This is a genomic window from Pseudomonas sp. EA_65y_Pfl2_P74, from assembly GCF_963970575.1.
In the GTDB taxonomy this organism is placed as follows: domain Bacteria; phylum Pseudomonadota; class Gammaproteobacteria; order Pseudomonadales; family Pseudomonadaceae; genus Aquipseudomonas; species Aquipseudomonas baetica_A.
Map to the genome: position 1 here is coordinate 175,820 of NZ_CAXAOQ010000008.1, position 25,391 is coordinate 201,210.

A 25,391-nucleotide genomic window follows, 5' to 3' on the forward strand; every position below is an offset into this window, starting at 1 on the left:
CGATGACGAATGATTAGCGGATGAACAGCTTCTGAATCAGTTTCTGAATGGATTTTCCGTACGGTGGGTAAATCAGTCTGGCGGCGTTGAAACGCTGTTTGATCAGTACGCCTTTGGCTTTGCTGAACGTCAGAAAGCCTTCGCGACCGTGGTAGTGACCCATGCCCGAAGCGCCGATGCCGCCGAATGGCATGTCATCCTGAGCCACATGCAGCAAGGTATCGTTCAGGCACACACCACCCGAATGGGTTTCGTGCAGCACGCGGTTCTGTTCGCGTTTGTCGTAGCCAAAGTAGTAAAGAGCCAGAGGTCGTGGCCGCTGATTGATGTAAGCCAATGCCTGCTCCAGATCCTGATACGGCACGATCGGCAGCAACGGCCCGAAAATTTCGTCCTGCATCACGGTCATCTCGTCGCTGACATTGAGCAGCACGCTGTGTGGCATGCGGCGACCCTGGCCTTGGTCGAACAACGGAATCAACAGGGCGCCCTTGCTGGTGGCATCGCTGATGTATCCGTTGAGCCGCGCCAATTGGCGATCGTTGATGATTGCGGTGTAGTCCGGGTTGTCGGCGAGGGTTGGATAAAAGCCCTGCACGGCCTGGCGATAGGCTTCGACGAACGCGCCGACGCGGTCTTGCGGCACCAGCACGTAATCCGGGGCCACGCAGGTCTGGCCGGCGTTGAGGGTTTTGCCGAAGGCAATGCGTTCGGCCGCATCCTTCAACGGTACGTCACGGGAGACAATGGCCGGGGACTTGCCGCCCAGTTCCAGGGTGACCGGGGTGAGGTTTTGCGCTGCCGCGCGCATCACCTGCTTGCCGATGCTGGTGGCGCCGGTAAACAGCAGATGATCAAAGCGCAAACGGGAAAACGCCACGCCGATATCTGCTTCGCCGAGCACCACGCACACCAGATCCTCGGGGAAGATTCGCGCCAGCAATGCCTTGAGCAACAGCCCGGTGGCTGGCGTCGATTCGCTGAGCTTGAGCATCACCCGGTTGCCCGCCGCCAGTGCGCCGACCAACGGGCCGATGGCCAGATACAGCGGGTAATTCCACGGCACGATGACGCCAATCACGCCCAGCGGCTGGTAGACGACTTTCGCCGAGGCGGGCTGGAAGGCCAGGCCGACCTTGCGCCGCGAGGCTTTCATCCAGCCCTTGAGGTGGCGGCTGGCGTAGTGAATGCCGTGCAGGCTGGGCATCAATTCGGCCAGCAGGGTCTCGTCGGCGCTGCGGTGGCTGAAGTCGGCACTGATCGCCTCGATCAAGGCCTGACGTTCATCGCTCAGCACATCGCGCAGGGCCTTGAGCCATTGCTGGCGCTGGGCAGCAGGCGGCATCGGGTTGGCGGCATACGCGGCCCGTTGCGCGTTGAACTGCCGATCAAGCGCTTCCAGTGGCTGTTGCAGCGTTTGCAGGTAGGCTATATCGGCAGTCATAGTGGGCTCCGGAATTATTGTAATGGGGCAATTTTTAGAGCCTATACTCTAGAAAGTCAAATGGCTTCCTTGTGCAGCTTTGTTTTATCCATTTCCGGATAGGTCGTAAGATGCCCGTCACCGCACTCTGAATTAAAGCTCAAGCCATGGCCCCACGAATAAAAACCAGCGAGCGTATCGTGCTGAACAGCCTCGAACTGTTCAATCAACAGGGCGAGCGCAGCATCAGCACCAATCATATTGCTGCTCACATGGAGATTTCTCCGGGCAACCTGTACTACCACTTCCCCAACAAGCAGGCGATCATCGCCGTGTTGTTCAGTGAGTACGAAAGCCTTGTGGACAGCTTCCTGCGCCCACCTCAGGGACGCGCCGCGACGGTCGAAGACAAGCGCTTCTATCTCAAGGAGCTGCTGTCGGCGATGTGGCGTTACCGTTTTCTGCACCGCGATCTTGAGCATTTGCTCGACAGCGATCCGGAACTGGCGGCCCGTTATCGACGCTTTTCCCAGCGCTGCGTGATTCAAGGCGCGGCGATCTACGAGGGTTTCGTGGCCGCCGGGATCCTCGACATGGACCGTGTGCAGATTGAATCGCTGACCCTCAATGCCTGGATCATCCTGACGTCCTGGGTACGCTTTCTGTGCACCACCCGTGAGAACTCCAACCACCTCAGCGAGCAAGCCATCAAACGTGGCGTGTATCAGGTGTTGGTGCTGGAAGCCGGGTTTGTCACCGAGCAGGCGCGCGATCAGGTCAATGCACTGTTCGAAGAATTCTACGTACCGCTGGCCCAGGCCCTTGAGGACGTGAAGTAAACCGTTCTGTCGAATTCCACAGGAGCCCGTTATGTCGATTGCGCAACTGATCAGCCCTACCGCACTGGATGTCCGCAAGGAGCAGCCGGGGCTGGTGATTCTCGATTGTCGTTTTGCCCTCGATGACCCGGACTACGGTCAGCGCAGCTACGCCGAGGGGCACATTGCCGGAGCGAGTTTCGCCGATCTTGAGCGTGACCTCAGCGGCAAAGTGGTCAAGGGTGTGACGGGCCGGCATCCGTTGCCTGCGCCTGCGGCGCTGGTCGAGCGTCTGCAAGCCTGGGGCATCAACGCTGACAGCGACGTGGTTTTGTACGACGACGGCCCGGGTGCCTATGCGGCCCGAGCGTGGTGGTTGCTGGCGTGGCTGGGCAAGCGTGATGGCGTGTTCATTCTCGATGGCGGGCTCAAGGCCTGGCACGCGGCGGGTCTGCCGCTGAGCCTGGATGCACCGACCACTGTCCGTGGCAGTTTCAGCGGCCAGCCGGACACGACCTTGCTGCTCAGCGCCGAGCAATTGCAGCAGCGGCTCGGTCAACCGACGCTGACCCTTCTTGACGCCCGGGCCTTGCCGCGTTTCAAGGGTGAAGTCGAGCCTATCGACCCGATTGCCGGGCACATTCCCGGCGCGCAATGTGCAGCGTTTACCGACAATCTGGGTGGTGACGGTCGGTTCCTGCCGGCCGATCAACTCAAGCAGCGCTTTGCCGCCAGGCTTGGCGAGCGTTCGCCGTCGGCACTGGTCGCGTATTGCGGCTCGGGCGTGACGGCGTGTCACAACCTGTTCGCGCTGTGCCTGGCGGGTTATCCGTTGGGGGCGTTGTATGCCGGTTCGTGGAGCGAGTGGATCAACGAGCCTTCGCGTGGAATCGCTACCGGCGAGTAATTACCACGCCCTTCCTTGTGGGGGCGAGCCTGATCAATCATGACGTCAGGCCCGCCAGCCACTGCGGGATGCGCCTTTCCAGATAATAGCCGGGCTGGCGCAACGAGCCCTCGACGAATCCGACGTGACCGCCGCGAGCCAGCAATTGGAATTCAGTCGTCGCCGACAGTTCACTGGCTTGCGGCAGGCTGTGCGGGAACACGAACGGATCGTCCGCCGCTTGAATGATCAGGGTCGGTGTGCGGATCTCGCCGAGAAAGTAACGGCTCGACGCGCGGCGATAGTAATCCTCGGCATCGGTGAACCCGTGCAGTGGCGCGGTCACCCGGCCATCGAAATCCCAGAACGTGCGCATGTTTTCCAGCGAGCCGAGCGCCGCCAGTGCGGCCATACCGTCCTCGCGTCCGTCGTGCTGGAATTGCCTTTGCTTGTTCTTGATGTAGGCGACCATCTCGCGCATGAAGTGCGCCTGATAGACCCTGGAAAAACCCTGGCCGATACGATCGGCGCATTGGTCGAGGCGAAACGGCACCGACACGGCCACCGCACCACACACACCGCTGGTGTTGCCGGTTTCCCCGAGGTGCTTGAGCAACACATTGCCGCCCAGGGAATAACCGACCGCATACAGCGGCGCCAGTGGTCGTTTGGCGCGCAGGTGCCGAATGGTTTCGGCGAGGTCCTCGCTGGCACCGGAGTGGTAACTGCGCGGCAGCAGATTCGGTTCGCCTGAGCAGCCGCGCCAGTTCAGGGCGACACTGGCCCAGCCTTGCGCGGCGAGCGCGGCTTGAAGGCCGGCAACGTATGGCGAGTTCGAGGAACCGGTCAGCCCGTGCAGCACCAATACCAACGGAGCTTTGGCACTGTGAGGGCCGTGCCAGTCGAGGTCGAGGAAATCGCCATCTTCAAGCCACAGGCGTTCACGCTGGCGATCAAGATGAACGGTTTTACGCCACAACGGACCCCACAGGGTTTGCAGGTGTGGATTGCCCAGGCCAAAGGCCGGACGGAAACGAAGGGCGGGGGAAGGTGAACGTGGTTGCACGGCAAATCTCGACTAGGTCTTGCGCAAAGCAGCAGACGCCGGTCGTCTGCTGCTTTTCAATTTAAAACCTAACTTGCCACAAAGCCTGCTACGGCGCGACACATGCACTGGAAGATGTGCCGGGCGGTGTGGCCGGTGGTGCAGGCAACGGCTGCTGATCGACGGTTGCACCGATCGTCACCACGCGCCACTGATCGGCAGCCAGGTGTCGATTCAGCGCCTCTTTGATTTGCTTGAGCGTCAGGCGTTGCACCTGCTGGGCGATGTAATCGATGTCGAGTGGCAGATCATGGCGATTGATGTCCACCAATTGCTTGAGTATTTGTTTGTTGCTGGCGCTGTCCAGGGCGACCATGTTGGTCACTCTAAGCTTGATCTGGTCGAGCTCTTGTTGCGTCGGCCCGTCGCGCAGATAGTCGCGGAACATTGATCGGGTCAACGCCAGAATGCCTGCGCTCAATGACGGGCTGACTTGCAGGGAAATTGTCATCAAGCCCGCGCTGGCCCAGTGACTGTTTTGTGAATGCACGTCGTACACCAACCCGCGCCTTTCCCGTAGTTCGTTCATCAGTCGGCTGTTTGCCGTGCCACCAAAAATCAGGTTGGCCGCGTACAGCGCGGCATAGTCCGGATGCTGGCGCGACACACCGAGCTGGCCCAGTATCAACGAGGTCTGGGTCAGTGGCTGCTCCTCATGGAAGGTCCGTTTGGTGCCCAGCGGTCTTAGCGCAGGCATCGGCGTAGCCCCCGTGCCCGCAGGCATGACCGGTAATGCGTGGCTGACTTGCAGGCTGATGGCTTTTGCCTGGTCCAGCGTCAGGTCACCGACCAGGGTGATCTGTGCATGACTGGCGCCGTAGAAGCGTTGGTGGAAGTCTTTGACTGCCTGGCGGCTCAGCGACTGCAAGCCTTGATCCGTGCCATAGAACGGCAGCGAATAGGGGCTGCCCGGGGCAAGCAATGCCTTGACCGACTGCTCGGATGAATTGCCTGCCTGCTCCGACCTGAACAGGAGGTGGTCACGCAGTTCGTTTTTTACCCTCTGCAAGGCCTCGTCGGTCAGCAACGGTTCGCCGAGTATCTGAGTAAACAGGTGCAGTGCCGGGGTGCTTTTTTGAGCATCGCTCAAGCTGCGCAACACCAGGTTGGCACGTTCGTGATCGATCGTCATTTCGAGCTGCGCACCGAGGCCGTCGAAGGTTTCGACGATGGCAGGCAAGTCTTTGCCTGGCACGCCTTCGTTAAGCATGCCAAACGTGGCGGCGGCGAGCCCCGGCGTGCCGCCGTCCCGCGCACTGCCCGCCGCGAAGCTGACATGCAGATCGAACATCGGTAATGCCGTGGTGCGGATGAACAACACCTTGGTGCCGGTCAGGGTCTTCCAGCCCTTGATGGACAGCCCCCGTGGCGTGGCCGGATCAGAAACCGGCACCCGGAGAGACTCCAGGCGTGGCGCGGGGAAGTTTGCCGGCGCAACAATCGAAGTGTCTGCAAACGTTCGGGCGCCGCACAGACAGGCGATCAGGCCGAGACCTGACAATGCGACCCAGGTAGGCCAACGGTAGTCGTTCATGGGCGGGTCTCCTTGAACACATGCGCAACACTCAGGCGTTCGCGGGTCAAAAAGGTCATGGCGGCCTGCTGTATATCAGTGGGTGTCACCTGTGCCAGCTCGTCCGCATCCTGATCCAGCAACTGCCAGGGTTGGCCGATACTCTGCAATGCGGCTAACCCCTGGGCCTGCTCTACGATGGAGTCTTGCGCGTAGATCTGCCGGGCAATCAACTGAGTGCGGGCACGTTCCAGCTCATCGGCGGCTGGCGGGCTGGTTCGCAATTCTTCGATCATTTGCCAGACTCGCTGTTCGGCAGCCTCAAGATCGTCAGGGTGGGCGCTGGCAAGATTGGCGGTCAGCAATAGCAGGCTGTCACCGCGTGTGAGGGTGTCGTAAGAGGTTGCCACCTCGCTGAACAACTGCTCGGTAAATTGCAGGCGCTTTTGCAGGCGTGCACTGTTGGCACCGCCCAGCAATGTGTCGATCAGGCGCAGAGCGTGCACGGTTCGCCGATTTTCGGCGGTGACCAACCCCGGCACATTAAAGGTCATGATCAGTTGGGGGGCGGGGACGGGCAGATGCAGGATCAGTCTGCGCTCGCCGGGCTGTTTCAGCTCCGTGGGCCTTAACGCGCCCGGAACGGCTCTTGCTTGCAGATGGCCAAAGTAACGCTGCGCCAACTGCTTGACCTGATCGAGCGTCACGTCACCGACAACGACCAGCGTGGCGTTGCCGGGCGCATAGCGGGTTTCATACCAATGGCGCAGATCGCTGGCATTGAGTTGGTTCAGGTCATGCATCCAGCCAATAGTCGGCGTGCGATAGCTGCTGGCCAAATGCGTCACGGCGGTGAGACGCTCAAGTGCCAGGCCGCTGGGGTCGTCTTCGGTTCGCGAACGCCGTTCTTCGCGAATCACCGCCAGTTCCGGGGTCAGGTCTTCATCGCGCAGGTGTGCAGTTGACATCAGATCGGCCATCAGCTCGAACGCAACCCCCAGGTACCTGGGGGTCAGGGTTTGGTGATAGGCGGTGACATCTTTGCTGGTGAAAGCGTTTTCCCGGGCGCCGAGCGATTGCAGAATCGCCGTGGCCTCGCCGGCGCAAGTCTTGCTGCTGCCTTTGTAGAGCATGTGTTCGAGCGTGTGGGAGAGCCCGCTCTGGCCCGGTGCTTCGTCGGCGGAACCGACCTTGAACCAGAGTTGTGAGGTCACCAGCGGCGCGCGATGATCTTCGCGCACGAGCACCTTAAGGCCATTGTCCAGAGTGAAGTGGTGAGTCGGTGGGGGCGGGGCGGCCAGGGACATCAGGGGCGCCAGGCAAAGAAAGAGCAGCATCCGGCTGCAAAATGTGTCCATACGTGAATCGTCCTCAGTGGTTAACGCAGATTGCGGCAACCACTGTGGCGAGATTCGGAGGGGGCTGTGCGGTATCTATTTATCGCAGATCAGCTAACGCATGTTGCTTGTGATCAGGCGCTGCGTTGCCACAGCGCGTAATAGACACGGCCGGATTTCTGCTCGCGGTGCAGACGCCAGTTGGCCGGCAGGCCGAGGGTCGACGGCGCCGTTTCGCTTTCGGTGTACACCCAGGCGTCGTCGGCCAGCCACTGACGCTCTTCCAGCAGCGTGCAGACGGCGGGCAGCAGGTTCTGATTGAACGGCGGGTCGAGGAATACCAGGTCGAAAGCGCTGGCGGTCTGGGTTTCCAGATAACGCAGGGCGTCGGCCGTCTGCACCTGTCCGTTGGTGCAGCGCAGGGTGCCGAGGTGTTCCTTGAGGCTGGATACCGCGATATTGCTCGCATCCAGCGCCTGCCCCATGGCGGCGCCACGGGACAGGGCTTCGAGAAACAGCGCACCACTGCCGGCGAACGGGTCGAGGACCTTGGCCCCCTCCACATAGGGCGCCAGCCAGTTGAACAGCGTTTCACGCACGCGATCCGGCGTCGGGCGCAGGCCTGGCGCGTCGGGAAAGCTCAGCTTGCGGCTGCGCCACTGGCCGCCAATGATGCGTAGCTGGTTCACGCCGTTGTGGACGTTGTGGGCGGGTTTTTTAGGTGCTCGAGTGGCCATTAATGCTCCGGAACCCCGAGCGGTTGCTCGGCAGGTTTATCAGAAGGGGCCGGTAACGGCTTTTGCGGCACGGTCGGGCCAGCGGTGACGATGACCATTTTATCCGTGCTCAGGTGTTTGTTCAGGGCGTCGCGCACTTGCTCCACCGTCAGGCTCTGCGACTGACGCATGAAGTCGTCCAGATAGCTCAGCGGCAGATTATAGAAGCCCATCGCGCCAAGTTGGCCGACGATATCGGCATTGCTCGCGGTAGACAGCGGGAAGCTGCCGGCCAGTTCGCGTTTGGCGTCGTCGAGCTCTTTCTGGGTCGGGCCGGTTTTCAGATAGTCGGCGAGGACGTCCTGCACCAGTTTCAGGGTGCCCTCGCTCATTTCTGCGCGGGTCTGCAGGTTGATCATGAACGGGCCACGGGCCTGCATCGGGCTGAAACCCGAGTAGACGCCATAAGTCAGGCCACGTTTCTCGCGGACTTCACTCATCAATCGAGTACCGAAACCACCCCCACCGAGGATCTGATTGCCCATCGACAGCGCCGCGTAGTCCGGATCGTCACGGTCGATGCCCAGTTGCGCGAGCATCAGGTTGGTTTGTTTGGACGGGAACTCGATGTGGCTGATGCTGGCCTTCGGTTCCTGCGGCTGAGCGATTTTCGCCAGCGCCGGGCCTTTGGGCAGGGCGGCGCTAACCTGATTGGCAATGGCCTCGGCGTCAGCGCGGGACAAGTCCCCGACCAGCGCGATCACCACGTTGCCAGCGGCGTAGGCCTTGGCATGGAATTCACGCAATTGCGCGAGGGTGATCTGCGGGACGCTCTGCGCATTGCCGTCGCTCGAATGAGCGTACGGGTGATCGCCGTATAGACGCTTCATCAGTTCCAGGCTGGCGAGTTTGCCGGGGTTCTGTTTCTGGTACTCGAAACCGGCCAGCATCTGGTTTTTGATGCGCGCGAACGAGTCGGCAGGGAAGGTCGGCTTGCCCACCACTTGCGAGAACAGCTTCAGGGCCGGCTCGCGCTTGTCGGCAGCACTCAGGCTGCGCAGCGAGGCCAGCGCCATGTCCTTGAAGGCGCCGTTGCCGAAATCAGCCCCCAGCCCTTCAAAGCCTTGCGCAATGGCGCCGACGTCCTTGCCGGCGACACCTTCGTTGAGCATGGCGTTGGTTAGCACCGCCAAACCCGGTGTGTTGCCGTCCTGGCTGCTGCCAGCGGCGAAGATCAGGCGCATGTCGAACATCGGCAGTTCATGCGCCTCGACGAACAGCACCTTGGCACCTTCGGCAGTGTTCCAGGTTTGCACGTCGAGTTTGCGGCTGGCCGGGGCTTTGCCGTCGAGTTCGGTCAGCGATTGCAGCTTTTGGCTGGTCCTGGCCTTGTCCAGCGCTTCGCTGGCGTCGGTTTTAGCGCCGGGCGTCAGGACAAACGCCGCAGAGCCGATTACCGCGATGGCGATCAGACCGAGCAACAGGCGTGGGGGTTTACGCTCACTCATGAGTCGTCTCCAGAGGCAGGACGTGGGCGACGCTGAGACGTTCGCGGGTGAAATACAGCTTGGCGGCGTTCTGGATGTCTTGCGGGGTCACGCTTTCCAGGTCGGCGAGTTCAGTGTCCATCAGTTTCCACGACAGACCGACCGTCTCAAGCTGGCCGATGGCGGTGGCCTGGCTGGTGATCGAATCCCGCTCGTAGACCAGACCGGCAATCACTTGCGCACGTACGCGTTCCAGTTCTTCGACGGTCGGCGCGGTGGTTTTCAGTTGTTCCAGCAGTTTCCAGAGACCGGCCTCGGCTTGGGCGATGGTTTTTTTCTTCTGGGTGTTCGGCGTGGCCGACAGGGTGAACAGGCTGTCGCCACGGGTGTAGGCGTCGTAGCTCGACGACCCGCCGGACACCAATTCTTCGCCACGCTCCAGTTGCGTTGGAATGCGCCCACTGTAACCGCCGTCAAGCAGCGCCGAGATCAGGCGCAGGGCATTGACCGAGCGTTTGTCTTCAGTCGTGGCGATGCTTGGCACGTTGAAGCCGAGCATCAGGCTAGGCAGTTGGGTCTGCACATGCAGGGTGATCTGGCGTTCGCCGGGTTCTGCCAGTTCCAGCGGTTTTTTCGCCGGTGGCACGTCGCGCCTGGCGATTGGCCCGAAGTAGCGCTGAGCGAGGGTTTTCACTTCGTCAGGGGGGACGTCACCGACCACCACCAGCGTGGCGTTGTTCGGCACGTACCAGGATTGGTACCAGTGACGCAGCTCTTCGACCTTCATCCGGTCCAGATCAGCCATCCAGCCGATGGTCGGCGTGTGATAACCGCTGGCCGGGTAAGCCATCGCCTTGTAGCGCTCGTAAGCCTTGGACATCGGCTTGTCATCGGTGCGCAGGCGGCGCTCTTCCTTGATGACTTCGATTTCCTTGGCGAACTCGTCGGCCGGCAGGCGCAAGTTGGCCATGCGGTCAGCTTCCAGCTCAAAGGCGACGCCCAGACGATCGCGGGCCAGCACTTGGTAATAAGCGGTGAAGTCGTCGCTGGTGAACGCGTTCTCTTCGGCGCCGAGGTCGCGCAGGATCAGCGAGGCTTCGCCGGGGCCGACTTTCTCACTGCCCTTGAACATCATGTGCTCAAGGGCGTGGGACAGACCGGTCTGGCCCGGGGTTTCGTAGCTGGAACCGACCTTGTACCAGACCTGCGACACCACTACCGGCGCGCGATGGTCTTCGCGAACGACGACCTTGAGGCCGTTGTCGAGGGTGAATTCGTGGGTCGGTTGCGGGTCGGCCGCCAGGGCCGAAAGAGGCAGGCAGACTGTGCTGAGCAGCAGGCCAGCAGCGCGGCGGGCTAGAGCATTCATTCGTTTTTTAACCTGTTGGGCTGCCCGCTTGGTCTTAGCCTAGGCGGGCGAGGAGGTGCTAGGATACTGATCCGTTTTACCGGCGACCACGCCTATCAGGTTTTCAGGCCTGATCCGGCTGCATGGGTTTGCGGCAGAAAGCTGCGGTGTATCGACTAAACTACGCTTTTTCGCCGATTTTGCCGGTTTAGTCCTTCGTTAATACGATTCTTTGGGGTGCCGCTGGTGCCTCGACAAAATGTTGCGCGTGAACAAGCTGGGTGAAACACAGTCTGTTCTGCATCGAATATTTATTTGCCGGGGCGCCCTTATGGCGCGTCGCTACTGTGAGATAGCCGTCCTCCATGTTTGGTTCCAACGACGACAAGAAGACCCCAGCTGCGGCTGGCGAGAAGAAAAGCCTGTTCGGATGGCTGCGTAAAAAACCGCAGGAACCCGTCGTCGAACAGCCGCCCGCGATTCCTGAACCGGTCCCCGCACCCGCTCCTGTAATAGAAGAAGAGCCGGCGCCGACCATTCTGCCGATTGCCGAGCCAGTGCTACAACCGGCGGCCGAGCCAGAGCCAGAGCCAGAGCCAGAGCCAGAGCCGGAGGTGGTTGCCGAGTTGCCGCTGACCCCGGTTGCAGAGCCGTGGCTCACCTTGCCAGTGGCCGAAGAGCCGGTGGCGCTGGTGGAAGAAGCCGCCCCCCACGTCACGCCGCCCATTCCTGCGCCGGCCGCGTTCGTTGCCGAGGTGGCTCCGGCGCCTGTGGTTGAGCCGGTTGTCGAGCCTGCGCCGGTTGTTCCTGAGCCTGTTGCGCCCGTGGTTGTTGAGCCAGTGGCTCCAGTCGTCCAGCAACCAGAGCCAAAACCCGCGCCAGGTGTTGCCGCGCCAATCGTTGCGGCGGACGCTGCGCCCGCGCCAGTGTCGGCCGAAGCCCCGCGCACCGAAGAAACCAAAGCCGGCTTCTTCGCCCGTCTCAAACAAGGCTTGTCGAAGACCAGCGCCAGCATCGGCGAGGGCATGGCCAGCCTGTTTCTCGGCAGGAAGACCATCGATGACGAGCTGCTCGACGACCTCGAAACCCGTCTGCTGACGGCCGACGTTGGTGTCGAAGCCACCACGCAGATCATTCAACGCCTGACCCAGAAGGTCGCCCGTAAAGAGCTGGCTGACGCTGACGCACTGTACAAATCCTTGCAGGCTGAACTGGCCGCTATGCTCAAGCCAGTTGAGCAACCCTTGAAAATCGTTTCGCAGAACAAGCCGTTCGTGATTCTGGTGGTGGGCGTCAACGGCGCCGGCAAAACCACCACCATTGGCAAACTGGCGAAAAAACTGCAACTGGAAGGCAAGAAAGTCATGCTCGCCGCCGGTGACACCTTCCGCGCCGCGGCCGTGGAGCAATTGCAGGTCTGGGGCGAGCGCAACAAGATCCCGGTGATCGCTCAGCACACCGGCGCCGACTCGGCCTCGGTGATCTTCGACGCCGTGCAGGCCGCCAAGGCCCGTGGTATCGACGTGTTGATCGCTGATACCGCCGGTCGTCTGCACACCAAAGACAACCTGATGGAAGAGCTGAAAAAGGTTCGCCGCGTCATTGGCAAACTCGACGCCGACGCCCCGCACGAAGTGCTGCTGGTGCTCGACGCCGGTACCGGCCAGAACGCCATCAACCAGGCCAAGCAATTCAACCAGACCGTCGCACTGACCGGCCTGGCGCTGACCAAGCTCGACGGCACCGCCAAGGGTGGGGTGATTTTTGCCCTGGCCAAGCAGTTTGGTCTGCCGATCCGCTACATTGGCGTCGGTGAAGGCATCGACGATTTGCGTACCTTTGAAGCCGAACCCTTTGTCCAGGCGCTGTTTGCCGAGCGGGAGCGTTCATGATTCGTTTCGAACAGGTCGGTAAACGCTACCCGAACGGTCACGTCGGCTTGCATGAGCTGAGCTTTCGAGTCCGTCGTGGCGAGTTCTTGTTTGTCACCGGCCATTCCGGTGCGGGTAAATCCACCTTGTTGCGCCTGTTGCTGGCGATGGAGCGTCCGACCAGCGGCAAACTGCTGCTGGCCGGGCAAGATCTGAGCACCATCAGCAACGCGCAGATTCCGTTTCTGCGCCGGCAGATTGGTGTGGTGTTCCAGAACCACCAGTTGCTGTTCGACCGCACCGTTTTCAACAATGTCGCGTTGCCACTGCAGATTCTCGGCCTGTCCAAGGCCGAAATCGCCAAGCGGGTCGACTCGGCGCTGGAGCGTGTGGCGCTGTCGGATAAAACCGATCTGTACCCGGGCGACCTGTCCACCGGTCAGCAACAGCGCGTCGGCATCGCCCGCGCCATCGTTCACCGCCCAGCGTTACTGCTGGCGGACGAACCGACCGGTAACCTCGACCCGCGTCTGGCGGCCGAGATCATGGGGGTGTTTGAAGACATCAACCGACTGGGCACCAGCGTGCTGATCGCCAGTCACGACCTGGCGCTGATTGCGCGCATGCGTCATCGCATGCTGACCTTGCAACGCGGCCGATTGATCGGCGACGGGGAGGCCGGCGTATGAGTGCGACACGCAGTCCGAAGGTTTCCGAGCGCGTGGCCCCGAAAGCCGCCGATCCACAACCGCCAAAAAAGAAAAAGCACGACGATGACGACGGCCCGGACTTCGCCACGCTGTTTCGCGCCTGGGTCGAAAGCCACCGTGCCAGTCTGCTCGACAGTTTGCGTCGTCTGGGCAAGCAGCCGATCGGCAGTTTCTTCACCTGCATGGTGATGGCCGTGGCGCTGAGCTTGCCGATGGGCTTGTCGTTGTTGCTCAACAACGTCGAGCGTCTTGGCGGTTCGTGGCAGCGTGCGGCGCAGATCTCGCTGTACCTGCAACTCGATGCCAGCCCAGAGCAGGGCGAGTCGCTGCGCGAGCAGATCAAAGCCATGCCCGGTGTAGCTGATGCTGAATATGTTGGCCGTGACCAGGCGCTGGAAGAGTTCCAGCAGCAGTCGGGATTGGGCGAAGCCCTGCGTGAGCTGCCCGAAAACCCGCTCCCGGGCGTAGTGCTGGTGACGCCGGACGAGGTCGATAAAGCGACGCTGGAAGCATTAAGACAAAAACTTTCCGAACTGCCCAAGGTACAACAGGCGCAACTTGATCTAGTCTGGGTCGAGCGTCTGGCCGCCATCCTCAAGCTCGGTGATCGTTTTGTCTTCGGCCTGACGGTGCTTTTGGTGTCTGCATTACTTTTGGTGATAGGCAATACCATTCGTCTTCATATTGAAAACCGCCGCACCGAGATAGAAGTGATTAAACTCGTCGGCGGCACTGACAGCTATGTGCGCCGTCCTTTCCTTTATATGGGCGCGCTGTATGGCTTCGGTGCGGGGCTGTTGTCCTGGGGAGTATTGGCGTTCGGCCTGAACTGGCTGAACGATGCGGTGGTTGGACTGGCCGGCTTGTACGGCAGTGATTTCGCACTGGCCGGAGTGCCAGTTGCCGACGGTCTGTCGCTCTTGCTTGGCGCGGTGCTGTTGGGTTATATCGGTGCATGGATTGCAGTAGCACGCCATCTCAGGGAGCTGGCGCCGAAGTAGAATCTTTTTGCGCGTGATTGGCCTTACGGTTTTTTTGGGAACTTGTACCTGAGTTCCCGGTCAATTTTTCGCAGTGCTGAAAGGCACAAGTATGTAAGCCGGAGGTTTTTTCGTATGACCAATTCTTTGCAACCTGCGTACGCGTTGGTTCCGGGTGCGAACCTGGAAGCCTATGTGCACACCGTCAACAGCATTCCATTGCTGACGCCGGAGCAGGAGCGTGAACTGGCCGAGAGTCTCTACTATGAGCAGGATTTGGGGGCGGCTCGGCAGATGGTGCTCGCCCACCTGCGTTTTGTCGTACACATTGCCCGTAGCTATTCCGGCTACGGTCTGGCTCAGGCTGACCTGATCCAGGAAGGTAACGTCGGCCTGATGAAGGCCGTAAAACGTTTCAACCCGGAAATGGGTGTGCGCCTGGTGTCGTTCGCTGTGCACTGGATCAAGGCGGAAATTCACGAGTTCATCCTGCGCAACTGGCGCATTGTGAAAGTCGCGACCACCAAGGCCCAGCGCAAACTGTTCTTCAACCTGCGCAGCCAGAAGAAACGTCTGGCGTGGCTGAACAACGAGGAAGTCCACCGTGTGGCGGAAAGCCTCGGCGTCGAGCCGCGGGAAGTGCGAGAGATGGAAAGTCGCCTGACCGGCCATGACATGGCCTTCGACCCGGCTGCCGAAGCCGACGATGACAGCGCCTTCCAGTCGCCAGCCAACTATCTGGAAGACCACCGGTACGACCCGGCGCGTCAACTGGAAGATGCCGACTGGAGTGACAACTCCAACCACAACCTGCACGAAGCACTGGAAGTGCTGGACGAGCGTAGCCGTGACATCCTCTACCAGCGCTGGCTGGCAGAAGAGAAGGCCACGCTGCACGACCTGGCGCAGAAGTACAATGTGTCGGCCGAGCGTATCCGTCAGCTCGAAAAGAGTGCGATGAACAAGCTCAAGTTGTCGATTGCCGCGTAACCGCCCTACAGGCAATAAAAAACGCCCCGATCAGTAATGATCGGGGCGTTTTTTATGGTTCAGTGCAAAACCAAATGTGGGAGCGAAAGCGGTAGATCATTGAACATAGATGTTGTCTGACTCCACGCCTTCGCGGGCAAGCCTGGCTCCCACAGGGGCCTTCAGGGCGCTAAGACGACGTTTTGTCATTCGGACCAAGGCGCCCGACGCGAATCATTGAGCCCGAGCAGATAGCTCGTCCCGCCCAGTTGCCTCATCTGCTGGCGAATCCATCCCGCTCGCCGCGAGACATACGCGGTCGGATGGCTTGCGCTCCAAACCCGTGGGTTCGGCAATACGGCTGCCAGATAACTCGCCTGCTGGCGGGACAGCGACTTGGCGCTCACACCAAAGTGATGCCGGGCCGCCGCTTCGGCTCCAAACACCCCGTCATCCCACTCGGCGCTGTTCAGATACACCTCAAGAATTCGCTGCTTGGGCCAGAACACCTCGATCAGCGCGGTAAACCACGCTTCCAGGCCTTTACGCAGATAGCTGCGGCCGGACCACAGAAACAGGTTTTTCGAGACTTGCTGGCTCAAGGTACTTGCGCCACGGATCGAGCCGCCGAGTTCGTTATGGGCCAGCGCTGCCTGAATGGCGCCAAAGTCAAAACCCCAATGCTCGGGAAATTTCTGATCCTCACCGGCCATGACTGCCACTTTGAGATCGTCGGAGATTTCGTTCCACGGCTTCCACGTGCGCTGCAGGTCAATCGGCTCACCATCGACCCACGATTCAATCTTGCGTTCGACCATCAATGCCGTACCCGGCGGCGGTACGAAACGAAACACCAGCACCAGCAAGACGCTGCCGCTGGCGAACCAGAGCAGGGCCTTCGTGAGACGACGGAAAATAGAACGCAGCATAGAGATGGCTTGGCCGAACCGGTGGAGCGGGCCATTATACAGACCCTGCCGATCGAGTCTGAATGGAGTTCCCAATGTTGCGTGGCTTTCTGATGCTGGCCGCTTTCTTTGGTTTTACTGGCGTAGCCTTGGGCGCGTTCGCCGCTCATGGCCTGAAAAGCCGCCTGACGCCCGAGTACCTTGCGATTTTCCACACGGGCGTGACCTATCAACTGCTGCACACCTTGGCGCTGTTTGGTGTGGCGCTGCTGGCCACGCAGATTCAGGGGCGGCTGGTGACCTGGGCTGGCGTTTCGTTCGCTGTCGGTATCGTGTTGTTCTCCGGCAGTCTGTACGTGCTGACCACCACCGGCATCAGCAAGCTCGGCATCATCACCCCATTTGGTGGCCTGGCGTTCCTGGTCGGTTGGGTATGCCTGGGCCTCGCCGCCTGGCGCTTGCAACCAACCGCTTGACGCTTGGTGCTGACCTTTAGGTCATGATCGGGCTAGAATGCCAGCCCCTAAAAATGATGGCGGCGTTACGCATGCGCATTCAGTTGAACGGCGAATCCCTTGAACTGCCCGACGGCGAGACCGTTGCGGCCCTGATCACTCGTCTGGAACTGACCGGGCGTCGAGTGGCAGTCGAACTCAATCTGGATATCGTCCCGCGCAGCCAGCATGCCGACACCACACTCAACGACGGCGATAACGTCGAAGTGGTGCACGCTATCGGCGGCGGCTGATCGCCCGGTCCGCAAGGGCACAGAATTCTGCAAGACCCTCACCCCTAAAGAGGATTCCCCATGAGCATCGTTCGCAGCGACAAGCCTTTTGTGCTGGCCGGTCGTACTTACCAGTCGCGTTTGCTGGTCGGTACCGGCAAGTACCGTGACATGGAAGAAACCCGTCAGGCCATCGAAGCCTCGGGTGCCGAGATCGTTACCTTCGCCGTGCGCCGCACCAACCTGGGTCAGATCGAAGGCGAGCCGAACCTGCTCGACGTGCTGTCGCCGGATCGCTACACCTTCCTGCCGAACACCGCCGGTTGCTACGACGCGATAGAAGCCGTGCGTACTTGCCGCCTGGCCCGCGAGCTGCTCGATGGCCACAATCTGGTGAAGCTGGAAGTGCTGGCCGACCAGAAGACGCTGTTCCCCAATGTGATCGAAACCCTCAAGGCCGCCGAAACGCTGGTCAAGGAAGGCTTCGACGTGATGGTGTACACCAGCGATGACCCGATCATCGCCCGCCAACTGGCGGAAATCGGCTGCATCGCGGTCATGCCGCTGGCCGGTCTGATTGGTTCCGGTCTGGGGATCTGCAACCCTTACAACCTGCAGATCATCCTCGAAGAAGCGAAAATCCCTGTGTTGGTCGATGCCGGTGTCGGTACCGCTTCCGACGCCACTATCGCCATGGAGCTGGGCTGCGACGCCGTACTGATGAACTCGGCCATCGCCCACGCCCAGCAGCCGGTGATGATGGCCCAAGCCATGAAACACGCCATCGTTGCAGGCCGTCTGGCCTACCTCGCTGGCCGTATGCCGAAAAAACTCTATGCCAGCGCCTCTTCGCCGCTGGATGGTCTGATCAAGTAAGAGCCATTGATGACTGAATCGAACGACACGCCTATCCAGACGGAAGAAGGCGACGAGCGCCAACACCGCCGCATCAAGAGCTTCGTGATGCGCGCCGGGCGCATGACCGAAGGCCAGCAACGCGGTCTGGATCAGGGCGCGCCGCTTTACGTGCTGCCGCTGGCCGACGCGCCGGTGGATTACGATCAAGTGTTCGGCCGTTCGGCACCGCGCTCGCTGGAGATCGGTTTCGGCATGGGCCACTCGCTGCTGGAAATGGCGGCGGCTGCACCGGAGCAGGATTTCATCGGCGTTGAAGTTCACCGTCCGGGTGTCGGCGCGCTGCTCAATGGCGTGCTGACCCAGGGCCTGACCAACCTGCGGGTCTACGATTGCGACGCGATCGAAGTGCTCAACCGCTGCATCGCCGACAACAGCCTTGATCGCCTGATGCTGTTTTTCCCGGACCCGTGGCACAAGAGCCGTCACCACAAGCGTCGTATCGTTCAGGCGTCGTTCGCTGAACTGGTACGCAGCAAGTTGAAGGTTGGCGGCATTCTGCACATGGCCACCGACTGGGAACCGTACGCCGAATACATGCTGGAAGTGATGAACGTCGCCCCGGGCTATCGCAACCTCGCTGAAGACGGCAAGTGCGTGCCACGCCCGGCCGAACGCCCGATCACCAAGTTCGAACGCCGCGGCGAACGTCTTGGCCATGGCGTGTGGGACCTGAAGTTCGAAAAACTCGCTTAACCATCACGCAATACCCAATGTGGGAGCGGGCTTGCTCGCGAAGGCGCCGTAACAGTCGATATCAATGTCGATTGATCTAACGTCTTCGCGAGCAAGCCCGCTCCCACAGTTGTTTTGTGTGTGTTGAAAATCAGCGGCGGTCGGCGACTACGCCGATCAGTACCAGCACCACCAACAGCACTGGTGCCAGGCTGTAGTTGTTGAACTGGCTCAAGCCCTTGATCACCCATGGCGTGGCGTAGATCAACGCGGCACCGCTGCCGATCATGCACAGCAGGGCCATCAGCGGTACGCGCAGGGCGCCGGCGATGCTGCCCAGGCGTTGTTCGACCCAGCCTTTGAAGTCGGCGCCGAACAGCACCAGCAGGCAACCCACCAGGGCCAGGGCGATTTCCGAGAGGTTGCTGCGGCTCCAGCGGGAGACGGTGGCGAGCAGGTCGAGTATCAAATCCATGCGTTTTCCCTTTGGGCTGAAGTCAGTTCAGAAATTGTTGCAGCAAATCGTTTAGAAACAGTTGTCCGCGCTCGGTGGCCGCCAGGCGTGACGGTTCGACCTGCAACAGACCGCTTTGTTCTGCCGCCGCCCGGCCTTCGGCGAGGCTTTCCAGCGACAGCCCCGTGCGCTGCGGGTACAGGCGCGATTCCACACCCGCAGTGAGGCGCAGAGCGTTCATCAGAAATTCGAACGGCATTTCATCATTGGTCAGTGCCTTTTCGCCAGCCTGAAAATTTTTCGCCGGGTTGAGGTAGTCCTTCGGCAGGCGCGTCTTCCAGGTGCGCACGATGCGCCCGTCCGGGTGGCTGAGTTTGCCGTGGGCGCCGGCGCCGATGCCGATGAAGTCACCGAAACTCCAGTAATTGAGGTTGTGCCGCGCCGGGCGACCGGGCAGGGCATAGGCCGAGACTTCGTATTGCGCGTAACCGTGTTCGGCCAGCAGCGCTTGCCCGGCTTCTTGAATGTCCCACAGCGTGTCGTCTTCCGGCAGCACAGGCGGCTGGTTCCAGAACACCGTGTTCGGTTCCAGCGTCAGTTGATACCAGGAAATGTGCGTGGGCTTGAGTTCAATGGCCTGGCGCAGATCGCTCAAGGCATCGTCCAGCGACTGATCCGGCAAGCCGTGCATCAAGTCGAGGTTGAAGTTATCGAAACCCGCCTGCCGCGCCATGCCTGCCGCGCGCACGGCTTCATCGCCGTTGTGGATGCGGCCCAAGGCCTTGAGTTTTTCCTGCTGGAAGCTCTGAATGCCGATCGACAGGCGATTGATCCCCAGCTTGCGATACGCAACGAACTTCTCTTGCTCGAACGTCCCGGGATTGGCTTCCAGAGTGATTTCGATGTCGGCGGCGAACGCAATGCGCTGCTCGACGCCTTCCAGCAAACGGCCGAGGGCGTCGGCACTGAACAGGCTGGGAGTGCCACCACCGAAGAAAATCGAACTCAACTCACGACCGTAAACGGCGTGCAGATCCTCATCGAGATCGGCCAGCAACGCGTCGACGTATTCCTGCTCCGGCAGCACTGGGCTGGCGGTGTGCGAGTTGAAATCGCAATACGGGCATTTGCGCACACACCACGGAATGTGGATGTACAGCGCCAAGGGCGGCAGCGTGGGTAGCGGTGCCCGAGGCGAAGAGGCGCCGCCGCCGATGATCAGCGACGACGCAGAGGGGGTGTCGGTCATTTCAGGCCCAGACGCTGGCGCAGCAGATCCATTGCACGGGCGCGGTGGCTGATCTGGTTCTTGTCGGCAGGGGTCAGTTCGGCGCTTGAGCAATCGCGCTCCGGCACCCAGAACAGCGGGTCGTAGCCGAAACCGTGCTCGCCGCTGGCGGCGGTCAGCATGCGCCCGTGCCACAGCCCTTCGCAGAGGATCGGCAACGGATCATCGGCGTGACGCACGAGCGCCAGGACGCAGACGAATTGCGCGCCGCGTTCGGCTTCAGGTACGTCTTTGAGGGCGTCGAGCAATTTGGCGTTGTTCGCCGCATCGCCCTTGCCGTCGGCATAGCGCGCCGAGTAGATGCCCGGCGCACCGCCGAGGAAATCCACCGCCAGACCGGAATCGTCGGCCAGCGCCGGCAGGCCGGAAATGCGTGCAGCATTGCGCGCCTTGAGGATCGCGTTCTCGACGAACGACAGGCCGGTTTCCTCCGGCTCAACCGTGCTCCACTCGCCGATCGAGCGCAGTTGCACCGATTCGCCGAGCATGGCCTGGAGTTCCTTGAGTTTGCCGGCGTTATGGCTGGCCAGTACGAGTTGCTTGAGGTTCATCATTCGCCGGGAAAAAGTTCTTGGTTGAAATTGATGGTGTCGATCTTGTCACCGGTCTGCACCTTGATTTCAAAGGTGCGGGTTTCCTGCTGAGGTACCGGGTATTGGGCGATGTAGTAGATCGCGCCCTGTTCGGTGACTTGCTTGAAATTCAGCGGCACGCTCTGGCTGGTCAGGTCTTTGACCGTGCCGGTGACGCTGGCGCTCAGTGGTTTGCCGTCCTTGATCACCGAGACATTGATCACGCCCTGGTTCTTGCTGCGGATCAGTTCGGCAGCCTTGGCGATGTCGGGCGTCAGGAAGGTGGAGTTGAAGGTGTTGTAATGCACGGTGACATCACCGAACACTTCCTTGCGCTCACTCTTGATGGCATCGGCAGCCATCGCGGTGGCGCTCAGGCAGGCAGTGAATAACAACAGCGCTAAACGGCCCATGATCGTTCTCCTCGGATTGTCGTGGCTCAGACCGCGACCTTGTGGTCAGCCAGCACGGGGCTGCTGACGCGGTAGATACCAATTTCACCTAACAGATTAGGCCATATCTTACTGGCCCACCCGTGGCGGTGCTGTTGATCTACGGCAAGCCGATCAATGACCTTCGCGTCACGTTCGCGACAAAGTTCTTCAAAGTCTTCAAAGGTGCAGAAGTGGATGTTCGGCGTGTTGTACCAGGTATAAGGCAGAAACTCGGAAACCGGCATGCGGCCCTTGCTCGCCAGGTACCAGCGGCAGCGCCAGTGGCCGAAGTTCGGGAACGTAATGATGCACTGACGACCGACACGCAGCATTTCGTCGAGGATCTTGTCCGGGTAATGCACCGCCTGCAGGGCCTGGGTCATCACCACGATGTCGAAGCTGTTGCTGGCGAAGTTGCCCAGCCCCTTGTCCAGATCCTGCTCGATGACGTTGACGCCTTTGGCCACACACTCGGCGATGTTGTTGGCGTCGTTTTCCAGGCCATAACCGGTGACCTGTTTATGGTCGCGCAGCCAACTCAGCAACTCGCCGTTACCGCACCCGAGGTCGAGGACGCGGCTGCCAGCGGGGATCCATTCCTGGATGATTTCCAGATCAGCTCTCATGGCTTTCTCACAGCGTGATTCGGTTCATGTAATTGCCGAACGCCTGCAAGTAGCGGGGGATCGGAATCAGGAAGGCGTCGTGGCCCTGTGGCGCGTCGATTTCCAGGTAGCTGACGTCTTTGCGCGCCGCCATCAGGGCATCCACCAGTTCCCGCGAACGGGCCGGGGAGAAGCGCCAGTCGGTGGTGAACGACATCACGCAGAACTTGGCCGTGGCGTTCTCGAAGGTTTTCGCCAGGTTATCGTCGAAGTTCGCCGCCGGATCGAAGTAGTCCAGCGCCTTGGTCATCAGCAGATAGGTGTTGGCGTCGAAACGTCCGGAGAACTCTTCGCCCTGATAGCGTAAATAGCTTTCGACCTGGAACTCGACACTGTGGAAGTCGTAGTTGAGCTTCTCGCTCTTCAGGCCGCGGCCGAATTTCTCGCCCATGGAGTCGTCGGACAGGTAGGTGATGTGCCCGACCATCCGCGCCAGCATCAGCCCGCGCTTGGGGATCACACCCGCTTCCTGGAACGAACCGCCGTGAAATTCCGGGTCGGTGAGGATCGCCTGGCGCGCCACTTCGTTGAAGGCGATGTTTTGCGCCGACAGCTTGGGGGCCGAAGCGATGGCCAGGCAATGGCGTACGCGATCGGGGTAGGTGATGGTCCATTGCAGCGCTTGCATGCCGCCCAGGCTACCGCCGATCACCGCTGCCCATTGGCCGATGCCCAGCAGGTCGGCCAGACGCGCCTGGCTGTGTACCCAGTCTTCGACGGTCAGCACCGGGAAATCGGCGCCAAATGGCTTGCCGGTTTCCGGGTTGAGGCTGCTCGGGCCGGTGGAGCCGTTGCAGCCGCCGAGGTTGTTCAGGCTGACCACGAAGAACTTGTGGGTGTCGATCGGTTTGCCGGGGCCGATGCAGCTGTCCCACCAGCCGGGCTTGCGGTCGTCTGGGCTGTGATAGCCGGCAGCATGATGATGGCCGGACAAGGCATGGCAGATCAGTACAGCGTTGCTCGCCTGCGCGTTCAGCGTGCCGTAGGTTTCGTAGATCAGGTCATAGGCCGCCAGCGAACGGCCACAGGCCAAAGCCAGAGGTTCGCTGAAGTGCGCCGTGTGCGGCGTCACCAGACCAACAGAATCGGGGGGGAAGGCAGTTGGCATCGACCCTGCTCTCGTTGAAATGAGGCGTAAGTCTAAAGACCGCTGGGGTTAGCGGCAAGCAACGATCAGGGGCGGCAGAGCCCCGGCAAATCCGGCAACTTCTTCGGCGAGCAGATCTTCACCCGCTTCTGCCGATTCAGCTCACCACTGAGCAAACTGACCTGGCTCTTGGACACCCCGAACGCCTTGGCCAGAAAACCCATCAGGTAGGCATTGGCCTTGCCCTCGACCGGCGGCGCGGTCAGGCGGATCTTCAAACGATCACCATGCAGCCCGGCGAAATCATCGCTACGGGCCGCCGGTTGAAGATGACATTCGAGGATCAGGTCGTCCCCGTCCCAGCGAAACCAGCTCACATCAGCAGGCGCAGGATTTCCGGCATCATCGTCATCGCCGCGAGGTTGTTGATCACCAGCATGTCGATCAGTTTCAACGCGAGGAAGGCGAAGATCGGCGACAGGTCCAGGCCACCCATGCTTGGCAGGAGGCGACGGAACGGCGCCAGGGCCGGTTCGCAGATCTGATTGACCAGTTCGGCACCGGGGTTGTGGCTGCCCGGAGCGACCCACGACAGGATCACGCTGATGATCAGGGCGAAGAAGAAGATCTTCAGAAACAGCGCGGTCACGCCAATGATCGACCAAATGAACAGTTGCAGCGGGTTGCCGGTGGTGCCGTAAGTCAGCAGCAGGGTCAGCGCCATCAGCGCCAGTTGCACCAGAATCGCCAGCACCAGCGACGACATGTCGAGACCGAACACGCTCGGGATGATTCGGCGCAGAGGCTTGAGCAATGGCTGGGTGGCCTTGACCACGAACTGGCACAGCGGGTTGTAGAAATTCGCCCGCACCAGTTGCAGGACGAAGCGCAGCAGTACGATCAGCAGGTACAGGCTGCCGAGGGTTTGCAGCACGTAAACCGCTGCGGTGTTCAATCCAATCATGTAAGGCTCCTTATTTGCCCAGTTGTTCGGCCATTTCGGCCGAGCGGTGCGCGGCGGCGCCGAGTGCTTTTTCAACCAGGGCTTCGAAACCACCGGCCTGGAACGATTTGATTGCAGCTTCTGTGGTGCCGGCCGGCGACGTCACGCGGCGGCGCAGTTCGGCGGCATCAACGTCGCTGGAAGCGGCCATGTGCGCGGCGCCGAGGGCGGTTTGCAGGGTCAGTTGTTCAGCGGTTTCTTTTGGCAGGCCGAGTTTGACGCCAGCAGCGGTCATCGCTTCGATCAGCAGGAAGAAATACGCCGGGCCGGAACCGGACACCGCAGTGACCGCATCCAGTTGTTGTTCTTCGTTCAGCCACAGCGCCATGCCGACGGCGGACAGTAGCTCTTCGGCTTGCTGACGCTGCTCGGCGGTCACTGCGTCGGTGGCGTACAAACCGCTGACGCCCTGACGCAACAGCGCCGGGGTGTTCGGCATGCAGCGCACAATCGGCTGTTCGCCGAGCCAGGCGGTCATGCTGGCGCAGGTGATGCCAGCGGCAATCGAAACCACCAGTTGATTGGGTTTCAGGCTCGGGCGGATGGCTTCGCACACGGCTTTCATTGCCTGAGGCTTGACCGCGAGAACGACGACGTCGACGCCGTCGATGGCTTGGGCGTTGTCGGCAAATGTTTCGATGCCATGCGCGGCGCTGACCTTGGCGCGGGTTTCTTCACCCGGATCGCTGGCGCGGATGTGCGTGGCTTCCAGACCCTTGGCCCGCAGGCCGCCGATGAGGCTGGCGGCCATGTTGCCGGCACCGATAAAGGCAATGCGTGTGTTGCTCATGTCAGGTCCTTATCTGGAAATGTTCAGGATTGGGAATAATCTCGGGCGCCAAACAGGGCCGTACCGATACGAACCCAGGTGGCGCCTTGGGCGATAGCCGACTCAAGATCGTGGCTCATGCCCATCGAAAGTGTGTCGAGCGGCAGATTCAGGCTTTCCTGCAAACGTTGCACGGCGGCAAAAGCGGCGTCCTGTTCGGCGCGCTCTTCGGTTGGCTCGGGAATGGCCATCAGTCCGCGCAGCTTCAGGCGCGGCAGGGCGCTGATGGCCAAGGCCAGTGCCGGCAGGTCGGCCGGGGTGCAGCCGGACTTGCTGGCTTCACCGCTGACGTTGACCTGAATGCAGATGTTCAGCGGCGGCAGGTCGGCCGGGCGCTGCTCGGACAGGCGTTGGGCGATTTTCAGGCGATCCACGGAGTGCACCCAGTCGAAATGCTCGGCGATGGCGCGAGTCTTGTTCGATTGAATGGGGCCGATGAAGTGCCAGATCAAGGGCAGGTCGGCCAGTTCGAGCTGTTTGCCCAAGGCTTCCTGCAGGTAGTTCTCGCCAAAGTCACGCAAGCCGGCGGCATGCCCTTCGCGCAGGGCCTGGGCGGGTTTGGTTTTGCTTACCGCCAGCAGTTGGACGCTGTTTTCATCGCGCTTTGCAGCTTTTACCGCTGCCTGGATGCGCGAACCAACCAGTTGGATGTTGTCTGCTATCGTGGACAT

At 60.8% G+C, this 25,391-nt stretch carries 28 protein-coding genes; 10 read left to right on the plus strand and 18 right to left on the minus strand.

Going from position 1 to position 25,391, the window contains the following annotated elements; translation table 11 throughout:
- Nucleotides 1–13: 13 nt before the first annotated feature.
- Nucleotides 14–1,444 (minus strand): coniferyl aldehyde dehydrogenase, encoded by a 1,431-nt coding sequence (locus AACY18_RS08570; protein WP_339430366.1) that lies wholly within the window; start codon nucleotides 1,442–1,444, stop codon nucleotides 14–16.
- 146 nt (nucleotides 1,445–1,590) lie between these two features.
- Here AACY18_RS08570 and AACY18_RS08575 point away from each other — a divergent pair, with 146 nt between their 5' ends.
- A complete protein-coding gene (locus tag AACY18_RS08575; protein ID WP_221732406.1) occupies nucleotides 1,591–2,262 on the plus strand; it encodes a TetR/AcrR family transcriptional regulator in 672 nt (223 codons plus the stop codon).
- A 31-nt stretch (nucleotides 2,263–2,293) separates the two neighbouring features.
- Nucleotides 2,294–3,148 (plus strand): sulfurtransferase, encoded by an 855-nt coding sequence (locus AACY18_RS08580; RefSeq protein ID WP_339464684.1) that lies wholly within the window; start codon nucleotides 2,294–2,296, stop codon nucleotides 3,146–3,148.
- 37 nt (nucleotides 3,149–3,185) lie between these two features.
- On the opposite strand, the gene AACY18_RS08585 is transcribed toward AACY18_RS08580, so the two are convergent.
- From AACY18_RS08585 to AACY18_RS08610, 6 genes are all read right to left on the minus strand, one after another.
- Complete coding sequence (locus AACY18_RS08585) at nucleotides 3,186–4,193, minus strand: hydrolase (protein WP_339464685.1); 1,008 nt, start codon at nucleotides 4,191–4,193, stop codon at nucleotides 3,186–3,188.
- Nucleotides 4,194–4,281: 88 nt separating this feature from the next.
- A complete protein-coding gene (locus tag AACY18_RS08590) occupies nucleotides 4,282–5,766 on the minus strand; it encodes a M16 family metallopeptidase (protein WP_339430363.1) in 1,485 nt (494 codons plus the stop codon).
- Nucleotides 5,763–7,103, minus strand: coding sequence for a M16 family metallopeptidase (locus AACY18_RS08595; protein WP_339430362.1), 1,341 nt, complete (start codon nucleotides 7,101–7,103; stop codon nucleotides 5,763–5,765). The genes AACY18_RS08590 and AACY18_RS08595 overlap by 4 nt, the downstream gene beginning before the upstream one ends.
- Nucleotides 7,104–7,216: 113 nt before the next feature.
- Nucleotides 7,217–7,819, minus strand: coding sequence for a 16S rRNA (guanine(966)-N(2))-methyltransferase RsmD (gene rsmD / locus AACY18_RS08600; RefSeq protein WP_221732401.1), 603 nt, complete (start codon nucleotides 7,817–7,819; stop codon nucleotides 7,217–7,219).
- Nucleotides 7,819–9,306: a M16 family metallopeptidase gene (locus tag AACY18_RS08605; RefSeq protein WP_339430361.1), complete on the minus strand. Its 1,488-nt coding sequence runs from the start codon at nucleotides 9,304–9,306 to the stop codon at nucleotides 7,819–7,821. The genes rsmD and AACY18_RS08605 overlap by 1 nt, the downstream gene beginning before the upstream one ends.
- Entirely contained in the window at nucleotides 9,299–10,654 is a 1,356-nt protein-coding gene (locus AACY18_RS08610) for a M16 family metallopeptidase (RefSeq protein ID WP_339464686.1), read from the minus strand. Before AACY18_RS08610 ends, AACY18_RS08605 begins: the two co-directional genes overlap by 8 nt.
- A gap of 344 nt (nucleotides 10,655–10,998) precedes the next feature.
- On the opposite strand from AACY18_RS08610, the gene ftsY reads away from it, so the two are divergent.
- The 4 genes from ftsY to rpoH all read left to right on the plus strand — a co-directional run bounded on the left by ftsY (nucleotide 10,999) and on the right by rpoH (nucleotide 15,184).
- A complete protein-coding gene (gene ftsY / locus AACY18_RS08615; protein WP_339464687.1) occupies nucleotides 10,999–12,525 on the plus strand; it encodes a signal recognition particle-docking protein FtsY in 1,527 nt (508 codons plus the stop codon).
- On the plus strand, nucleotides 12,522–13,193 hold the full coding sequence (gene ftsE, locus AACY18_RS08620) for a cell division ATP-binding protein FtsE (protein WP_003229148.1): 672 nt from the start codon (nucleotides 12,522–12,524) through the stop codon (nucleotides 13,191–13,193). Before ftsY ends, ftsE begins: the two co-directional genes overlap by 4 nt.
- Nucleotides 13,190–14,215 (plus strand): permease-like cell division protein FtsX, encoded by a 1,026-nt coding sequence (ftsX, locus tag AACY18_RS08625; RefSeq protein WP_221732397.1) that lies wholly within the window; start codon nucleotides 13,190–13,192, stop codon nucleotides 14,213–14,215. The genes ftsE and ftsX overlap by 4 nt, the downstream gene beginning before the upstream one ends.
- A 114-nt stretch (nucleotides 14,216–14,329) precedes the next feature.
- Nucleotides 14,330–15,184 (plus strand): RNA polymerase sigma factor RpoH, encoded by an 855-nt coding sequence (gene rpoH, locus AACY18_RS08630; protein ID WP_003229146.1) that lies wholly within the window; start codon nucleotides 14,330–14,332, stop codon nucleotides 15,182–15,184.
- Nucleotides 15,185–15,369: 185 nt separating this feature from the next.
- Here rpoH and mtgA read toward each other — a convergent pair whose 3' ends face one another.
- The gene (gene mtgA / locus AACY18_RS08635) at nucleotides 15,370–16,092 is read right to left on the minus strand and encodes a monofunctional biosynthetic peptidoglycan transglycosylase (RefSeq protein WP_339464689.1); all 723 of its coding nucleotides are present in this window, start codon (nucleotides 16,090–16,092) and stop codon (nucleotides 15,370–15,372) included.
- A gap of 74 nt (nucleotides 16,093–16,166) precedes the next feature.
- On the opposite strand from mtgA, the gene AACY18_RS08640 reads away from it, so the two are divergent.
- From AACY18_RS08640 to trmB, 4 genes are all read left to right on the plus strand, one after another.
- Nucleotides 16,167–16,547: a DUF423 domain-containing protein gene (locus AACY18_RS08640; RefSeq protein WP_339430357.1), complete on the plus strand. Its 381-nt coding sequence runs from the start codon at nucleotides 16,167–16,169 to the stop codon at nucleotides 16,545–16,547.
- Between the two features lie 71 nt (nucleotides 16,548–16,618).
- Entirely contained in the window at nucleotides 16,619–16,819 is a 201-nt protein-coding gene (gene thiS, locus AACY18_RS08645; RefSeq protein ID WP_122604433.1) for a sulfur carrier protein ThiS, read from the plus strand.
- A gap of 60 nt (nucleotides 16,820–16,879) precedes the next feature.
- On the plus strand, nucleotides 16,880–17,674 hold the full coding sequence (locus tag AACY18_RS08650; RefSeq protein ID WP_339464690.1) for a thiazole synthase: 795 nt from the start codon (nucleotides 16,880–16,882) through the stop codon (nucleotides 17,672–17,674).
- 9 nt (nucleotides 17,675–17,683) lie between these two features.
- Nucleotides 17,684–18,409 (plus strand): tRNA (guanosine(46)-N7)-methyltransferase TrmB, encoded by a 726-nt coding sequence (gene trmB, locus AACY18_RS08655; RefSeq protein WP_007913622.1) that lies wholly within the window; start codon nucleotides 17,684–17,686, stop codon nucleotides 18,407–18,409.
- Nucleotides 18,410–18,539: 130 nt separating this feature from the next.
- Here trmB and AACY18_RS08660 read toward each other — a convergent pair whose 3' ends face one another.
- The 10 genes from AACY18_RS08660 to AACY18_RS08705 form a co-directional block, all read right to left on the minus strand.
- Entirely contained in the window at nucleotides 18,540–18,863 is a 324-nt protein-coding gene (locus tag AACY18_RS08660; RefSeq protein ID WP_095186985.1) for a DUF3392 domain-containing protein, read from the minus strand.
- Nucleotides 18,864–18,885: 22 nt separating this feature from the next.
- Nucleotides 18,886–20,091 (minus strand): radical SAM family heme chaperone HemW, encoded by a 1,206-nt coding sequence (gene hemW, locus AACY18_RS08665; RefSeq protein WP_339430355.1) that lies wholly within the window; start codon nucleotides 20,089–20,091, stop codon nucleotides 18,886–18,888.
- Nucleotides 20,088–20,684, minus strand: a complete 597-nt coding sequence (gene rdgB, locus AACY18_RS08670) for an RdgB/HAM1 family non-canonical purine NTP pyrophosphatase (RefSeq protein ID WP_339430354.1) — start codon at nucleotides 20,682–20,684, stop codon at nucleotides 20,088–20,090. Before rdgB ends, hemW begins: the two co-directional genes overlap by 4 nt.
- Entirely contained in the window at nucleotides 20,681–21,115 is a 435-nt protein-coding gene (locus tag AACY18_RS08675; RefSeq protein ID WP_221732391.1) for a DUF4426 domain-containing protein, read from the minus strand. The genes rdgB and AACY18_RS08675 overlap by 4 nt, the downstream gene beginning before the upstream one ends.
- Before the next feature lie 26 nt (nucleotides 21,116–21,141).
- On the minus strand, nucleotides 21,142–21,762 hold the full coding sequence (gene metW / locus AACY18_RS08680; protein WP_339464691.1) for a methionine biosynthesis protein MetW: 621 nt from the start codon (nucleotides 21,760–21,762) through the stop codon (nucleotides 21,142–21,144).
- 7 nt (nucleotides 21,763–21,769) lie between these two features.
- Nucleotides 21,770–22,909 carry a homoserine O-succinyltransferase MetX gene (gene metX, locus AACY18_RS08685; RefSeq protein WP_339430352.1) on the minus strand — a complete coding sequence of 380 codons (1,140 nt, stop codon included), beginning with the start codon at nucleotides 22,907–22,909 and terminating at the stop codon, nucleotides 21,770–21,772.
- Nucleotides 22,910–22,974: 65 nt separating this feature from the next.
- Nucleotides 22,975–23,265: a DUF167 domain-containing protein gene (locus tag AACY18_RS08690; RefSeq protein WP_169432301.1), complete on the minus strand. Its 291-nt coding sequence runs from the start codon at nucleotides 23,263–23,265 to the stop codon at nucleotides 22,975–22,977.
- Nucleotides 23,262–23,852: a YggT family protein gene (locus tag AACY18_RS08695; protein ID WP_339430351.1), complete on the minus strand. Its 591-nt coding sequence runs from the start codon at nucleotides 23,850–23,852 to the stop codon at nucleotides 23,262–23,264. Before AACY18_RS08695 ends, AACY18_RS08690 begins: the two co-directional genes overlap by 4 nt.
- A 10-nt stretch (nucleotides 23,853–23,862) precedes the next feature.
- Nucleotides 23,863–24,681: a pyrroline-5-carboxylate reductase gene (gene proC / locus AACY18_RS08700; RefSeq protein ID WP_339430350.1), complete on the minus strand. Its 819-nt coding sequence runs from the start codon at nucleotides 24,679–24,681 to the stop codon at nucleotides 23,863–23,865.
- Between the two features lie 23 nt (nucleotides 24,682–24,704).
- The gene (locus tag AACY18_RS08705; protein ID WP_339464692.1) at nucleotides 24,705–25,391 is read right to left on the minus strand and encodes a YggS family pyridoxal phosphate-dependent enzyme; all 687 of its coding nucleotides are present in this window, start codon (nucleotides 25,389–25,391) and stop codon (nucleotides 24,705–24,707) included.

Excerpts from the sequence above, each read along its gene's own strand:
- rsmD (WP_221732401.1), bottom strand. The coding sequence starts at position 7,819 with ATGGCCACTCGAGCACCTAAAAAACCCGCCCACAACGTCCACAACGGC.
- metX (WP_339430352.1), bottom strand. The coding sequence starts at position 22,909 with ATGCCAACTGCCTTCCCCCCCGATTCTGTTGGTCTGGTGACGCCGCAC.
- AACY18_RS08675 (WP_221732391.1), bottom strand. The coding sequence starts at position 21,115 with ATGGGCCGTTTAGCGCTGTTGTTATTCACTGCCTGCCTGAGCGCCACC.
- proC (WP_339430350.1), bottom strand. The coding sequence starts at position 24,681 with ATGAGCAACACACGCATTGCCTTTATCGGTGCCGGCAACATGGCCGCC.
- AACY18_RS08595 (WP_339430362.1), bottom strand. The coding sequence starts at position 7,103 with ATGGACACATTTTGCAGCCGGATGCTGCTCTTTCTTTGCCTGGCGCCC.
- metW (WP_339464691.1), bottom strand. The coding sequence starts at position 21,762 with ATGAGAGCTGATCTGGAAATCATCCAGGAATGGATCCCCGCTGGCAGC.
- rpoH (WP_003229146.1), top strand. The coding sequence starts at position 14,330 with ATGACCAATTCTTTGCAACCTGCGTACGCGTTGGTTCCGGGTGCGAAC.
- AACY18_RS08705 (WP_339464692.1), bottom strand. The coding sequence starts at position 25,391 with ATGTCCACGATAGCAGACAACATCCAACTGGTTGGTTCGCGCATCCAG.
- ftsY (WP_339464687.1), top strand. The coding sequence starts at position 10,999 with ATGTTTGGTTCCAACGACGACAAGAAGACCCCAGCTGCGGCTGGCGAG.
- AACY18_RS08575 (WP_221732406.1), top strand. The coding sequence starts at position 1,591 with ATGGCCCCACGAATAAAAACCAGCGAGCGTATCGTGCTGAACAGCCTC.
- hemW (WP_339430355.1), bottom strand. The coding sequence starts at position 20,091 with ATGACCGACACCCCCTCTGCGTCGTCGCTGATCATCGGCGGCGGCGCC.
- AACY18_RS08580 (WP_339464684.1), top strand. The coding sequence starts at position 2,294 with ATGTCGATTGCGCAACTGATCAGCCCTACCGCACTGGATGTCCGCAAG.
- AACY18_RS08610 (WP_339464686.1), bottom strand. The coding sequence starts at position 10,654 with ATGAATGCTCTAGCCCGCCGCGCTGCTGGCCTGCTGCTCAGCACAGTC.
- AACY18_RS08590 (WP_339430363.1), bottom strand. The coding sequence starts at position 5,766 with ATGAACGACTACCGTTGGCCTACCTGGGTCGCATTGTCAGGTCTCGGC.
- AACY18_RS08605 (WP_339430361.1), bottom strand. The coding sequence starts at position 9,306 with ATGAGTGAGCGTAAACCCCCACGCCTGTTGCTCGGTCTGATCGCCATC.
- AACY18_RS08650 (WP_339464690.1), top strand. The coding sequence starts at position 16,880 with ATGAGCATCGTTCGCAGCGACAAGCCTTTTGTGCTGGCCGGTCGTACT.
- AACY18_RS08695 (WP_339430351.1), bottom strand. The coding sequence starts at position 23,852 with ATGATTGGATTGAACACCGCAGCGGTTTACGTGCTGCAAACCCTCGGC.
- thiS (WP_122604433.1), top strand. The coding sequence starts at position 16,619 with ATGCGCATTCAGTTGAACGGCGAATCCCTTGAACTGCCCGACGGCGAG.
- mtgA (WP_339464689.1), bottom strand. The coding sequence starts at position 16,092 with ATGCTGCGTTCTATTTTCCGTCGTCTCACGAAGGCCCTGCTCTGGTTC.
- AACY18_RS08660 (WP_095186985.1), bottom strand. The coding sequence starts at position 18,863 with ATGGATTTGATACTCGACCTGCTCGCCACCGTCTCCCGCTGGAGCCGC.
- rdgB (WP_339430354.1), bottom strand. The coding sequence starts at position 20,684 with ATGATGAACCTCAAGCAACTCGTACTGGCCAGCCATAACGCCGGCAAA.
- trmB (WP_007913622.1), top strand. The coding sequence starts at position 17,684 with ATGACTGAATCGAACGACACGCCTATCCAGACGGAAGAAGGCGACGAG.
- ftsE (WP_003229148.1), top strand. The coding sequence starts at position 12,522 with ATGATTCGTTTCGAACAGGTCGGTAAACGCTACCCGAACGGTCACGTC.
- AACY18_RS08640 (WP_339430357.1), top strand. The coding sequence starts at position 16,167 with ATGTTGCGTGGCTTTCTGATGCTGGCCGCTTTCTTTGGTTTTACTGGC.
- ftsX (WP_221732397.1), top strand. The coding sequence starts at position 13,190 with ATGAGTGCGACACGCAGTCCGAAGGTTTCCGAGCGCGTGGCCCCGAAA.
- AACY18_RS08570 (WP_339430366.1), bottom strand. The coding sequence starts at position 1,444 with ATGACTGCCGATATAGCCTACCTGCAAACGCTGCAACAGCCACTGGAA.